This window comes from Isoptericola sp. b515 (assembly GCF_030588125.1).
Classification (GTDB): domain Bacteria; phylum Actinomycetota; class Actinomycetes; order Actinomycetales; family Cellulomonadaceae; genus Isoptericola; species Isoptericola sediminis.
On the sequence record NZ_JAUQYR010000002.1, the window covers coordinates 606201 to 618685 of the forward strand.

Annotated in this window: 14 protein-coding genes; 9 read left to right on the forward strand and 5 right to left on the reverse strand. The window is 74.7% G+C overall.

Annotated features, from left to right (window positions below):
• Positions 1-4 precede the first annotated feature (4 nt).
• A complete protein-coding gene (locus Q6350_RS08530) occupies positions 5-514 on the reverse strand; it encodes a YbjN domain-containing protein (protein WP_370375375.1) in 510 nt (169 codons plus the stop codon).
• Positions 511-1002, reverse strand: coding sequence for a YbjN domain-containing protein (locus tag Q6350_RS08535; protein ID WP_304603702.1), 492 nt, complete (start codon positions 1000-1002; stop codon positions 511-513). The genes Q6350_RS08530 and Q6350_RS08535 overlap by 4 nt, the downstream gene beginning before the upstream one ends.
• Before the next feature lie 110 nt (positions 1003-1112).
• Here Q6350_RS08535 and Q6350_RS08540 point away from each other — a divergent pair, with 110 nt between their 5' ends.
• Complete coding sequence (locus Q6350_RS08540) at positions 1113-1712, forward strand: hypothetical protein (RefSeq protein ID WP_304607373.1); 600 nt, start codon at positions 1113-1115, stop codon at positions 1710-1712.
• Position 1713: 1 nt separating this feature from the next.
• On the opposite strand, the gene Q6350_RS08545 is transcribed toward Q6350_RS08540, so the two are convergent.
• Complete coding sequence (locus tag Q6350_RS08545; protein WP_304607374.1) at positions 1714-2184, reverse strand: hypothetical protein; 471 nt, start codon at positions 2182-2184, stop codon at positions 1714-1716.
• A 53-nt stretch (positions 2185-2237) separates the two neighbouring features.
• Here Q6350_RS08545 and miaA point away from each other — a divergent pair, with 53 nt between their 5' ends.
• From miaA to Q6350_RS08560, 3 genes are read left to right on the forward strand one after another with little or no spacing between them, the layout of a single operon-like run.
• Positions 2238-3221, forward strand: a complete 984-nt coding sequence (gene miaA / locus Q6350_RS08550) for a tRNA (adenosine(37)-N6)-dimethylallyltransferase MiaA (RefSeq protein ID WP_304603704.1) — start codon at positions 2238-2240, stop codon at positions 3219-3221.
• The gene (gene dapF / locus Q6350_RS08555; protein ID WP_305065943.1) at positions 3218-4153 is read left to right on the forward strand and encodes a diaminopimelate epimerase; all 936 of its coding nucleotides are present in this window, start codon (positions 3218-3220) and stop codon (positions 4151-4153) included. The genes miaA and dapF overlap by 4 nt, the downstream gene beginning before the upstream one ends.
• On the forward strand, positions 4150-5223 hold the full coding sequence (locus Q6350_RS08560) for a hypothetical protein (protein ID WP_304607376.1): 1074 nt from the start codon (positions 4150-4152) through the stop codon (positions 5221-5223). Before dapF ends, Q6350_RS08560 begins: the two co-directional genes overlap by 4 nt.
• 44 nt (positions 5224-5267) lie before the next feature.
• Here the strand turns inward: Q6350_RS08560 and Q6350_RS08565 are convergent, their stop codons facing one another.
• Entirely contained in the window at positions 5268-5885 is a 618-nt protein-coding gene (locus tag Q6350_RS08565; protein WP_304603814.1) for a class I SAM-dependent methyltransferase, read from the reverse strand.
• Between the two features lie 73 nt (positions 5886-5958).
• On the opposite strand from Q6350_RS08565, the gene hflX reads away from it, so the two are divergent.
• From hflX to Q6350_RS08580, 3 genes are read left to right on the forward strand one after another with little or no spacing between them, the layout of a single operon-like run.
• Positions 5959-7488, forward strand: a complete 1530-nt coding sequence (gene hflX / locus Q6350_RS08570; protein WP_369810837.1) for a GTPase HflX — start codon at positions 5959-5961, stop codon at positions 7486-7488.
• A gap of 52 nt (positions 7489-7540) precedes the next feature.
• Complete coding sequence (locus Q6350_RS08575; RefSeq protein WP_305065944.1) at positions 7541-9586, forward strand: ATP-dependent DNA helicase; 2046 nt, start codon at positions 7541-7543, stop codon at positions 9584-9586.
• Positions 9587-9596: 10 nt separating this feature from the next.
• Positions 9597-10556, forward strand: a complete 960-nt coding sequence (locus tag Q6350_RS08580) for an L-lactate dehydrogenase (protein WP_171247763.1) — start codon at positions 9597-9599, stop codon at positions 10554-10556.
• Between the two features lie 33 nt (positions 10557-10589).
• Here the strand turns inward: Q6350_RS08580 and lexA are convergent, their stop codons facing one another.
• Complete coding sequence (lexA, locus tag Q6350_RS08585) at positions 10590-11333, reverse strand: transcriptional repressor LexA (RefSeq protein WP_304603709.1); 744 nt, start codon at positions 11331-11333, stop codon at positions 10590-10592.
• 222 nt (positions 11334-11555) lie between these two features.
• Between lexA and Q6350_RS08590 the strand changes: the two genes are divergently transcribed.
• Together Q6350_RS08590 and nrdR are read left to right on the forward strand one after the other, a co-directional pair.
• Positions 11556-11897 (forward strand): LysM peptidoglycan-binding domain-containing protein, encoded by a 342-nt coding sequence (locus Q6350_RS08590; RefSeq protein ID WP_304603710.1) that lies wholly within the window; start codon positions 11556-11558, stop codon positions 11895-11897.
• A gap of 93 nt (positions 11898-11990) precedes the next feature.
• On the forward strand, positions 11991-12476 hold the full coding sequence (gene nrdR, locus Q6350_RS08595; protein ID WP_305065945.1) for a transcriptional regulator NrdR: 486 nt from the start codon (positions 11991-11993) through the stop codon (positions 12474-12476).
• Positions 12477-12485 lie beyond the last annotated feature (9 nt).

A 12485-nucleotide genomic window follows, 5' to 3' on the forward strand; every position in this document is an offset into this window, starting at 1 on the left:
GGCCTCAGTCCTCGGCCTCGGGCCCCACCAGGGTGGCGAGCCCGACGAAGAACTGCGACGTCGTCACCAGACCGCACGACAGCGTCTCGGCGAGCTGGTCGTCGGTCGCGCCCTGCTCCAGGTCGACCGACACCTCGCCGTACAGGGCCAGTCCGCCCCCCTCGGCGCGGGTGTAGACCTTCGGCCAGATCCGTTCCCGGTTCCAGTCGTTGCACGCCTGCAGCACCGCGGGCCGCGCGCTCTCCGGCACGGAGCCGGACCAGCGACCCCGCACCTGCAGGATCTCGCCGTCCTCGCCGAGGAGCAGGAACCAGAAGCGGTGCCCGTCCCACGTGCCCGTGAGGTCACCGTCGTCGTCGGTGCGGAACCGGTAGCCGCGGCGCGCCAGGTCGGCGCCGATCCGCCGGGCGGTCACCGGCGTGGGGCGGGCGGCCGGCGGTCCGGGGTCGTCGGCCCGTCGGCGCCGCGCCGCCTGCAGCACCACGGTCGCCGCCCGTCGCAGCGGCCCCGTCACGGTGTCACCTGCAGCGGGTCCGGGAACACCGAGTCCAGGTGCTCGAAGAGCATCACCCCGGTGGACAGCCCGCACTCCAGGACCTGGGCGAGCTGGTCGTCGGTGGCGCCGTGCTCCAGGCTCGTGGTGACCTCCGCGCAGACCACGACCGTGCCGTCGTCGCGCACCCGTGCGTACGCCGTCGGCCAGATGCGCTCGGCGTTCCAGGCGTTGCAGACCTCGAGGATCTCCCCGAGGCGCTCGATCGTGGCCTGGCGGTGCCACTGCCCGCGCACCTGGACGACCTCCCCGTCGTCGCCCAGGACGAGGAAGGAGAACACCCGGCCGTGCCAGATGCCCCCGAGGTCGCCGTCGTTGTCGACGGTGTAGGTGAACCCCGAGGCGTCCAGCCAGGCGCTGACGCGCTCGCGCGACACCGGCCGAGGTGCGGCACCGGCGACCTGCCCGACCGGCCCGTCCAGCAGGACGTTCTCGACGTCGCTGCGCAACAGGTCAGCGTCGAGGGGCTCCTCACGCGATGCAGCTGACGATCTGGCGATCCGGCGCGACCCGAAGAACCTCACACCTCCCACGCTACACGTCCCGGTAGGTTGGCAACGTGCCCACCCGTGCCGTCGTCCTGCCCGCGACCCCGCTCCTGGTCCCCGGCGCCGCCGGTCACGCGCGGCCGCTGACGGCGGTCCGCGCCGCCGTGTCGCGGGCCCTGGCCGCGGTCCGTGGCCCGCACGGCGGTCCGCCGGACCGCTGGGGCGTCCTCGCGCCCGCGTCGCGCAGCTCCGCCGGGATCCGCCGCCCGGCCCTGGCCGCCGCCGGCGTCGCCGACCGCTGGCTGCCGGGGCAGCTGATCGCCGCCGGTGTCCCGACCGCCCAGGTGCCGGCCTCGGTCGCCCTGCTGACCCTGGCCGCGGTGGTGGGGGAGCAGGCCGCCCGTCGGGCGCACGTGGTGCAGCTGGCCGGCGACGACCACGCCGCGGTGGGCTACGGCCTCGGCGAGCTGTCCGGCCTGGACGCGCTCGTGGTCGCCGGCGGCGATCCCGAGGACGCGGCCGCCGGGCCGACGGCCTGCGCGCCGGCGGTCCGCGGCGTGCTCGACGAGCTCGCCGCCCGGCACGGCTGGACCGCGACCGTGCGCGTGGTGGCCGAGCCGGGCGGGGGGCACCTCCCGGACGCCTACGACGTCGTCACCTGGGGCGACTGACTCAGCCTCCGGCGAACCAGCCGACGCCCTCGAGCAGCAGCCAGAAGCGGACGGTGCGGCCCACGAGCACCGTCGGGACGAAGACCGCCCACGGCACCCGCAGCGAGCCGGCCACGACGGCCATGATCATCAGCGGCGGGAACCCGACCGCGCCCGCGGCCAGGAGCACGACGGCACTCAGCCACGGGCGCCCCGCGATCCGCCGCTGCCACCGGTCGAAGGTCTCCCGGCGCCGGCCGACCGCCAGCTTGTCGCGCACCCAGCGGGTCTCCATGGAGCGGGCCGCGCCGAGGTACCAGACCATCTTGGCGACCGTCTGCCCGACGCCGGCCACCAACGCAAGCGCCAGGGCCCGGCCGGGGACCGCGCTGACGTCCGTCACGGCCGCGACACCCCCGAGGTAGACCTCGATGCTGACGACCGGGACGAGCCCCGACAGCAGGCTCACGGCGAGGGTGGACAGCAGCAGCACCCGCAGAGCCTAACGGCGTCGGGCCCCCACCCCCCGCGTCGTACCGTGGGTCCGTGATCGTCGCCGTCGTGGGACCCACCGCCACCGGGAAGTCGGACCTCGCCCTGGACCTCGCCGAGGCGCTGTCGCGCCCGTCGGCGCCGGCGGAGATCGTCAACGCCGACGCCTTCCAGCTCTACCGCGGCATGGACGTCGGCACGGCCAAGGTGCCACCGGCCGAGCGACGAGGGATCGTGCACCACCAGCTCGACGTGCTCGACCCGACCGAGGACGCTTCCGTCGCGCGCTACCAGACGGCGGCCCGCGCGGACCTGGACGCCGTCGCCGCGCGCGGGGCCCGGGCGGTCGTGGTCGGCGGCTCGGGGTTGTACGTGCGTGCCCTGCTGGACCACATGGAGTTCCCGGGCACCGACCCGGAGGTCCGCACCCGGCTCGAGGAACGCGCCGAGACCGAGGGCCCCCGTGCGCTGCACGCCGAGCTGGCCCGTCTCGACCCCGGCGCGGCCGAGTCCATCGGCCCGGCGAACACCCGCCGTCTCGTGCGTGCCCTGGAGGTCGTCGAGATCACCGGTCGGCCGTTCACCGCGAACCTGCCGCGGCAGGAGTACGTGCGTCCCGCGGTCCAGATCGGGCTGGACTGCGACCGGCCCGTGCTCGACGCCCGGGTGGCCGGCCGGGTGGAGCGGATGTGGTCCGCCGGGCTGGTCGAGGAGGTCCGCTCGCTGGCCTCGCCCGCGCAGGGCGGGACCGGCGGCGGGCTCGGGACGACGGCGGCCCGCGCCGTCGGTTACGCCGAGCTGCTGCGCTGGTTCGCCGGTGACCTCACCGAGGCCGAGGCGCGCGAGGCCGTCGTGACCAACACCCGCCGGCTGGCCCGCAAGCAGATGGGGTGGTTCGGGCGCGACCCGCGCGTGCACTGGCTGGACGCCGGGTCGCCCACCCTGGTCGAGGACGCCCTGGCCCTGGTCCGGGCCGCCGACGCCGACGAGCTGCCGGTCCCGGAGGACCGACCCGTGCGCCGTAGTCTGGGCTCATGACCGTACGTTTCACCAAGGGGCACGGCACGCAGAACGACTTCGTGCTCCTCGCCGACACCCGCGGCGAGATGGACCTCACGGCCGAGCAGGTGCGTCGCCTCGCCGACCGCCGCAGCGGTGTCGGGGCCGACGGCGTGATCCGGCTCGCCCCGACGGCGGCGCTCGCCCGGGCGGGGGAGGAGGTCGCCGACGCCGTCCTCGCCGAGGACCCGGAGGCCATCTGGTTCATGGACTACCGCAACGGTGACGGCAGCCGCGCCGAGATGTGCGGCAACGGCGTGCGCGTCTTCACCGCGTTCGCCGAGCAGCTCGGCCTCGTCGACCTGTCCGGCGGCGGCGAGCTCGCGCTCGGCACCCGGGGTGGCGTCAAGCGGGTCCGGCGCGAGCCGAGCGGCTGGTACGCCGTGGACATGGGGCCTTGGTCCCTGTCCGGCGGCCCGGACTCGGCCGCGGCCGGCGCCGACGCCATGGTCCTGACCCCGGGGTGGGACGCCCCCCGTCCCGGCCTCAGCATCGACCTCGGCAACCCGCACACCGTCGTGGCGCTGTCCGACGTCGCCGAGCTCGCCGCCCTGGGCCTCGCCCGCCCGCCCGCGGTCGAACCCGTCCCGCCGCACGGCACGAACGTCGAGCTCGTCGTCCCGCTCGGCGAGGAGCCGGGGCCCGACGGCGGCACCGTCGGGCGGATCCGTATGCGGGTCCACGAACGGGGTGTCGGTGAGACGCGGTCCTGCGGGACGGGTGCCTGCGCGGCGGCGCTCGCGGTGCGCACCTGGGCGGCCCACGGGGTCGAGGACCCGCACGGGGTGCCGTCGACCTGGTTCGTCGAGGTGCCCGGCGGCGAGGTCCGCGTCCGGCTGCTGCACGGAGGGCACGTGGAGCTGGCCGGTCCCGCGGAGCTCGTGTTCACCGGTGAGGTCGAGCTGTCGTGACGGACGTCGCCGAGGTCGCGCAGGCGGCCTCGACCCTCCTCGGCGCGCAGCTGCTCGACCCGGAGGACCTCGGCGGCTCGGCGCGGTCGACGGTCCTGCGGTGCCGCGTCGGCGGCGACGCCGGCAGCACGGTCGTGGTCAAGCAGTTCCACGGCGAGGACGACGGCGGCTACGACCGCGAGCGGACCGGCCTGACCCTGCTCGACCGGACGCCCGACCTGGTCGCGGCCGACGGCGCCCAGCGGTTGCTCGTGATGTCCGACCTCGGCGACCCGCCGACGCTGGCCGACCTGCTGCTGGGTGCCGACCGCGAGGCCGCCTGGTCCGGTGCGTCCGGCTGGGCCCGGGAGCTCGGACGACTGGCGGGCAGCGGCCGTCACCAGGTCGACGAGGCGCGCGAGCTCCTGGGGGCGCGACCGTGGGACGTCGTCGAGCACGTGACCCGGGGTGCCGCGCGTCTGGGCGAGCTGCTGGGCGGTGCGGCGCGCATCGACCGGCTGCACGCCGAGGCGCGGGAGGTTGCCACGGCGTTCACCGCCGGGAGCGGCCCGGTCGTGCTCGCCCCGTCCGACAGCTGCCCCGACAACGCCGTGCTGCGGCCCGACGGGTGGTGGTTCCTCGACCTCGAGGGGACGGTCGTCCAGCCCCCGGCGTTCGTCGCGGCCTACACGATGCTGCCGTTCGCGACCTGCTGGTGCGTCTTCGACCCGCCTGCCGGGCTGACCGACACCCTGCTCGCCGAGTTCACCGCCGGGCTCGAGGTGTCCGCGCCGGGCCTCGTCGCTCACGAGGGGTGGCAGCGCGAGGTCGAGCGGGCGAGCGGGGCCTACGTCCTGGCGATGACCGGGTGGCTCCTGGACAGCACCCTGGCCGGACGCGAGCACGTCGGCCCGGCGGGGCGGTCGCCGTCCTACCGGCAGCTGATGACGTCGCGGTGGCGGTGGGCCGCCGTCAACCTGCGCACCGCCATGCCGGAGCTCGCCGCCACGTGCGGCGCCGCGGCACGCTGGGCCACGGAGGCCTGGGGCGGCGAGACGGAGCCGACGGGGTACCCGGCCTTCGCCGCCTGACCGCAGCGGGAGCCCGTGGTGACGCGCCGCGGGTGGCCCGGACCTCAGCGCGTCACGTGCAGGATGCGGAACCCCTTCGACGACGCCGCACGCCGGGTCGCCAGCCCGAGCTCGGTCTCGATCCACCGGGCCAGAGAGTCGGCGCCCAGGTTCTTCTGCACGACGAGCCACGCGCCCCCGTCGGGTGGTGACGGCGAAGCGAGCCGCGGCAGCCAGCGGTGCAGCATGTCGTGCAGCACCTGCTTGCCCACGCGGATCGGGGGGTTCGACCAGATCGCGGCGAAGGTCACGTCGTCGGGCACCTGGTCGGGCGCCATCGCGCGGACGCGGTCGGCGACGCCCAGGCGGTCGGCGTTGCGGCGCACCAGGTCCAGGGCGCGCTCGTTGACGTCGACGGCCCAGACGGTGGTCACCGGGTTCTCGAGCGCCGCGGTGAGCGTGATCGGGCCCCAGCCGCACCCGAGGTCCAGCAGGTCGCCCGCGGGTGCCGGCGGCAGCTCGTGGAGCAGGATCCGGGTGCCCTTGTCGACACCGCCGGGGGAGAAGATCCCGGGGGCGACCTCCACGGTCACGTCCTGGCCGGCCAGGTGGACGACGACGCCGCGTCGTTCGTCGTCGGACGCCGGGCGGGCCGTGAAGTAGTGGTCGCTCACGGGGGGAATCGTAATCCGCTTCGTCGGGACGAAACCGCGTGGGATCCTTGTTGTACCCGCCGAAGCCAGCGAGAGGAACGACTTGACCCACACCCCCACCGACCCCGAGCAGACCGCGACGGGGCCCGCCGCCGAGGAGCCCCGGGACGCGCAGTCGATCGCGAACGACGTCGTCGCGCGCGTGCTCGCGAGGGCCGGGACGGCCCGGGCCGAGGGCGGGACCGTGCACTCGGCCTACGACGGCGACCAGCTCGACCTGGCCGAGCGCTCGGCGCTGCGCCGGGTCACCGGTCTGTCCACCGAGCTCGACGACGTCACCGAGGTCGAGTACCGCCAGCTGCGGCTCGAGAAGGTCGTCCTCGTCGGGCTCCACACCGGCGGCGAGGCAGCCTCCCGGGAGGCCGAGATCTCGCTGCGCGAGCTCGCCGCCCTGGCGGAGACCGCCGGGTCCCAGGTGCTGGACGGCCTGCTGCAGAAGCGCGCCAACCCCGACCCGGGCACCTATCTGGGGTCCGGCAAGGCCGTCGAGCTCGCCGAGATGGTGGCCGCGAACGGGGCCGACACCGTCGTCGTCGACACCGAGCTCGCCCCGTCCCAGCGGCGTGCGCTGGAGGACGTCGTCAAGGTCAAGGTCGTCGACCGGACGGCCCTGATCCTGGACATCTTCGCCCAGCACGCCAAGTCGCGGGAGGGCAAGGCCCAGGTCGAGCTCGCCCAGCTCGAGTACCTGCTGCCCCGCCTGCGCGGCTGGGGCGAGTCGATGTCCCGGCAGGCCGGCGGCCAGGTCGGCGGCGCGAGCGCCGGCATGGGCTCGCGGGGCCCGGGTGAGACGAAGATCGAGCTCGACCGGCGCCGGATCCGCAACCGGATGGCGAAGCTGCGCCGGGAGATCGCCGCGATGGCACCCGCTCGCGAGACCAAGCGCCTCGAGCGTCGTCGGCACTCGGTGCCGAACGTCGCGATCGCCGGGTACACCAACGCGGGCAAGTCCTCGCTGCTCAACGTCCTCACCGACGCCGGGGTGCTCGTGGAGAACGCGCTGTTCGCCACGCTCGACCCCACCGTGCGGCGTGCCCGCACGGAGGACGGTCGGCTGTACACGCTCGCCGACACCGTCGGGTTCGTCCGTCACCTGCCGCACCAGCTCGTCGAGGCGTTCCGCTCGACCCTCGAGGAGGTGGGCGACGCCGCGCTGCTGCTGCACGTCGTCGACGCCTCCCACCCGGACCCGGAGGGCCAGATCGACGCCGTCCGCGAGGTGCTGTCGGACATCCCCGGCGTGGAGGACCTCCCGGAGATCGTCGTGCTGAACAAGGCCGACCTCGCCGACCCGGTCACCGTGGGACGGATCCAGCGGCGCGAGCGCCGCACCGCCGTGGTGTCGGCGCACACGGGGGAGGGGATCGCCGAGCTCAAGGAGCTGATCGCCGACGCCCTGCCGCGTCCGGCGGTGGAGATCGACCTCGTCGTGCCCTACTCCCGCGGCGACCTGGTGCACCGCGTCCACGAGCACGGGGAGCTCACGGACGAGGAGTACCTGGCCGAGGGCACGCGGCTGCGCGGTCGGGTCGATCCCGGGCTCGCGGCCGAGCTCGACGCCGTCGCCGTGTGACGGTCGTGCACCGTCCCGGCGCGGCGTCGGTGCGCGCCCGTAGGATCTTCCGGTGACCCCGTCCGACACCGCCGAGCCCGCACCCGCACCCGACGTCCCCGCGCTGCTCGACCGCGCCGTCGGTGCGCTGGGCGGCAGCCCCCGGCAGGGTCAGCGGGAGATGGCCGCCGAGGTCGCGCGCGCGATCGAGGACGGACGGCACCTGCTCGTGCAGGCCGGGACGGGGACCGGCAAGTCGCTCGGCTACCTGGTCCCCGCCGTCCGGCACGCGGTGACCGAGGGCGAACGGGTGGTGGTCTCGACCGCCACCCTGGCGCTGCAGCGCCAGGTCATCACCCGGGACCTGCCCCTGGTGGCCGACGCCGTGGCGCCCGCGCTGCCGCGACCCCCGCAGGTGGCCCTGCTCAAGGGCTGGCACAACTACCTGTGCCGACACAAGATCACCGGCGGGTACCCGACGGACGACGCGACGCTCTTCGACCTGCCCCCGGACCCCGGACCGGGCGAGGGCGCCGCCGCGGAGCAGCACCCGGCGTCGGCGCGCGGCGGCGACGCCGGGTCGGACCGGTTGGCCGACCACGTCCGGCGGCTGCACGCCTGGGCCGAGGAGACCGACACCGGCGACCGGGACGACCTCGTCCCCGGCGTGCCGGACCGTGCCTGGCGGCAGGTCTCGGTGACGTCCCTGGAGTGCCTCGGTCAGCGCTGCCCGGTGTTCGACGAGTGCTTCGCGGAGCAGGCCCGCGGCACGGCCCGCGAGGCCGACGTCGTCGTCACCAACCACGCCATGCTGGGCATCGCCGCCTCGGGGAACCAGCACGTGCTGCCCGAGCACGACGTGCTCGTGGTCGACGAGGCGCACGAGCTCGCCGACCGCATCACCTCGGCGGCCACGGTCGACCTCGCGGCCGGGACGGTCGAGCACGCGGCCCGCCTCGCCCGTCGCCACGGCGGACGCACCACCGACGACCTCGACGCGGCCGCCCAGGGTCTCGCCCAGGTCCTGGCCTCCGTCCCCGCCGAGCGATATCCGCAGGGCCTCCCGGAGTCCCTGCACACCGCGGTGTCCGCCGTGCGGGACGCCGCGCGCGGTCTGCTCGCCGAGCTGCGGCCCGAGCCCGGCGCCGAGCCGGACGCGGGCATCCGGATGGCCCAGTCGGCCGTGCAGCAGCTCTTCGACGTCGCCGAGCGGATGGCCGCCGAGGACACGAGCGACGACGTGCTGTGGTGCTCCCGTCCGCCGGCCGACGCCCCGTGGGGTGACGGCGTCGGCCGGCTCCACGCGGCCCCGCTGGCGGTGGCGGGGCTGATCAGCTCCCAGCTGCTCGCCGAGCGTACCGGCATCCTGACGTCGGCCACGCTGACGCTGGGCGGCAGCTTCGACCCGCTGGCGCGGTCCCTCGGGCTCGCCGCCTCGACCGGCACCGAGGACGACGCGTGGCGGGGGATCGACGTCGGCAGCCCGTTCGACTACCGCAGCCAGGGCATCTGCTACGTGGCCAAGCACCTGCCCGCGCCGGGTCGCGAGCCGACGACCGACGCCCAGCTGGACGAGATCGCCGGCCTCATCGAGGCCGCCGGCGGGCGCACCCTCGGTCTGTTCTCGTCCCGCCGGGCCGCCACCGCGGCGGCCGAGGCGATGCGGGAGCGACTGGACGTCCCCGTGCTGTGCCAGGGCGACGACCAGCTGCCGAGCCTGGTGGCCGAGTTCGCCCGGGACCCGGCGACCTGCCTGTTCGGCACCCTGTCCCTCTGGCAGGGCGTGGACGTGCCCGGCGACGCCTGCCGCCTGGTCCTGATCGACCGCGTCCCGTTCCCCCGACCGGACGACCCGGTGAAGGCGGCCCGCGCCCGAGCGGTCGAGCAGGCCGGGGGGAACGGCTTCATGCAGGTCGCCGCGACGCACGCCGCGCTGCTGCTGGCCCAGGGCGCCGGCCGGCTGATCCGCTCCCAGGACGACCGGGGTGTCGTGGCGATCCTCGACCCGCGGCTCGTCACGGCACGGTACGGATCGTTCCTGACCCGGTCGCTGCCCGACTTCTGGCGCACCACCGACCAGCATCTGGTCCGCGGTGCGCTGCGGCGCCTGGACACCTAGTCTGTCCTGCGTGAACGTTCCTCGCAGCACCACCAAGCTTGCCGTCGTCGGAGCCGGATCGGTCGGCTCCACCCTCGCGTACGCGGCCCTGGCGCGCGGTACCGCGCGGACGGTCGCGCTGATGGACGTGAACAAGGCGAAGGTCGACGCGGAGGTGCTCGACCTGCAGCACGGACGCATGTTCGTCCCCGAGGCCGAGGTCATCGGGTCGGACGACGTCGAGGTGTGCCGCGGGGCCGACGTGGTGGTCGTGACCGCCGGTGCGAAGCAGCAGCCCGGACAGTCCCGGCTCGACCTCGCCGAGGCGACGATCGGGCTGACCCGCAAGATCCTGCCCGGTCTGGTCGAGGTCGCTCCGGACGCGATCTACGTGATGGTCACCAACCCCGTCGACGTGGTGACCTTCGCGGCCCAGCAGGTCTCGGGTCTTCCGCCGGAGCGCGTCTTCGGGTCGGGGACGGTGCTGGACTCCTCCCGGCTGCGGGCGGCCCTCGCCGAGCACTGCGGGGTGGCCACCGCCAACGTGCACGCGTACGTGGCCGGCGAGCACGGCGACTCGGAGATCGCGTTGTGGAGCTCGGCACGGATCGCGGGCGTGCCGCTGCTCGAGTGGGAGGCCCTGCCCGGCCGACCGCCCCTGGACGACGCGGCGCGCGCGACGATCGCCCGCGAGGTCGTCGAGTCGGCCTACAAGGTGATCTCGGGCAAGGGGGCCACCAACTACGCCGTCGGCCTCGCCGCGACGCGCATCGTCGAGGCCGTGCTGAAGAACGAGCACCGGGTGATGCCGGTCTCCACCCGGGTCGACGGCTTCCACGGGATCGACGGCGTGTGCCTGTCGATGCCCACGCTGGTCGACGCCCGGGGCGCCACCACGGTGATCGACACGCCGGTCTCCGACGAGGAGGCCGCCGGGCTGCGGGCCTCCGCGGAGAGCGTGCGCGCGGTGCTGCACCGCTTCGGTCTCTGACCGGGTGCCGCCCGCGCGGACGGGCGGCCGGTCTCAGAGGCTGCGGAGCACCGCCACCACGCGACCGAGCACCTGTGCCTCGTCGCCGGCGATGGGGGAGTAGGCCGCGTTCTGCGGCATCAGCCACGTGTGGCCGTCCGACTGCTTGAACGTCTTGACCGTGGCCTCGCCGTCGATCATGGCGGCGACGATCTCGCCCTGCTCGGCGACGTTCTGGCGCCGGACCACGACCCAGTCGCCGTCGCAGATCGCCGCGTCGACCATCGAGTCGCCGGCGACCTTGAGCAGGAACAGCTCGCCGTCGCCGACGAGCTGCCGGGGCAGCGGGAAGACGTCCTCGACGACCTGCTCGGCGAGGATCGGACCACCGGCGGCGATGCGTCCGACCAGGGGCACGTACGACGGCACGGGGGTCTCCTCGCCCTCGCCGTCCGGTGCCGGAGCAGTGCGGGCGGGCCGGTCGTCGGTGCTGGCGGTCCGGCCGGTGTCGGGGTCGACGACCTCGATCGCCCGGGGGCGGTGGGGGTCGCGCCGGAGATAGCCCTTGCGTTCGAGCACCGTCAGCTGGTGCTTGACGGACGACGGGCTCGCCAGCCCGACGGCCTCGCCGATCTCGCGCATGGTCGGGGGGTACCCGCGGGACTCCACCGACTCGCGGATGGTCGTCAGGACGCCGCGCTGGCGCGCCGTGAGCCGGTCCGCCCCGGGCGCGAGCTCCGAGACCGACGCCAGACCGCTGCCGGCGCCCCTCGCGTCCTTGTCCTGTCGCGTCGCCATCCGTCGCTCCCTTGGTGCCGTCTCGAGGTGCGGGTGGCCGGCACGCCCGGCCCGAACCCGACATTCCTGCCATCCCGCTGTCGTCAGCCTAGGCCAGATCACCTGCGACATCAAACATCTGTTCGAGATCTCTCGACGTGTGTCGCGCGGTCGTGGTATCAAGGGAACAGGTGTTCGACGAACGTGTGTACGAAGGATCGCGACCACGGAGGGACGGACGTCATGGCGACGACGGAGACACGATCGGCAGGCCTCCTGGACCGGTGGGGTCTGGCGGGTCTGCGACTGACGGCGCGTGGTCGGCTGGTGCTGTTCCTGCTGGCGGTGGCGGTGAGCCTGCCGGTCGCGCTGGCGGGGTCCCAGGCCGTGGCGGGTTCGCCGGGGGAGCCGATCGAGGTCCGGCTGCACACGGTCGCCCCGGGGGAGACGCTCTGGCAGTTCGCCGCCGGGCTGGCGGAGCCGGGCGAGGACCTGCGCGTCGTCGTCGCCGAGCTGCGCGACCTCAACGGCATGCCGGACTCGTCGCTGCAGGTCGGGCAGGTGCTGGTGCTCCCGCGGTCGTAGCGGTGCCGTGCTGTGTTGCACCGAGCCCGGGCCTGCGCATACTTTCGTCGGGCAGCCGGGCAGGGGCTCGGCACCGACCGCAGGAGATCTCGGATGCACTGCCCTTTCTGCCGACACGCCGACTCGCGCGTGGTCGACTCGCGGACCTCGGACGACGGTGCGGCGATCCGCCGTCGTCGCCAGTGCCCGTCCTGCCAGCGCAGGTTCACCACGATCGAGACGGCGAGCCTGTCGGTGGTGAAGCGGTCCGGGGCGACCGAGCCGTTCAGCCGCGACAAGGTGGTGTCCGGGGTCCGCAAGGCCTGCCAGGGCCGGCCGGTCAGCGGGGACGACCTCGCCCTGCTCGCCCAGCGCGTGGAGGAGGCCCTGCGGTCCTCGGGCAGCGCGGAGATCGACGCCTACGAGATCGGCCTGGCCATCCTCGGCCCGCTGCGTGAGCTGGACGAGGTGGCCTACCTGCGGTTCGCCTCGGTCTACCAGGCCTTCGAGTCCCTCGAGGACTTCGAGGCGGCGATCACCTCGTTGCGTGCCGAGCGGCTCGAGCGCGAGACGTCGGGCGCCGGCGCGTCGGAGCAGTGACCGCCGACC

What these genes read in the sequence shown, in the direction of transcription:
- dapF (WP_305065943.1), top strand. Translation starts at nt 3,218, where the DNA reads ATGACCGTACGTTTCACCAAGGGGCACGGCACGCAGAACGACTTCGTG.
- lexA (WP_304603709.1), bottom strand. Translation starts at nt 11,333, where the DNA reads ATGGCGACGCGACAGGACAAGGACGCGAGGGGCGCCGGCAGCGGTCTG.
- Q6350_RS08590 (WP_304603710.1), top strand. Translation starts at nt 11,556, where the DNA reads ATGGCGACGACGGAGACACGATCGGCAGGCCTCCTGGACCGGTGGGGT.
- nrdR (WP_305065945.1), top strand. Translation starts at nt 11,991, where the DNA reads ATGCACTGCCCTTTCTGCCGACACGCCGACTCGCGCGTGGTCGACTCG.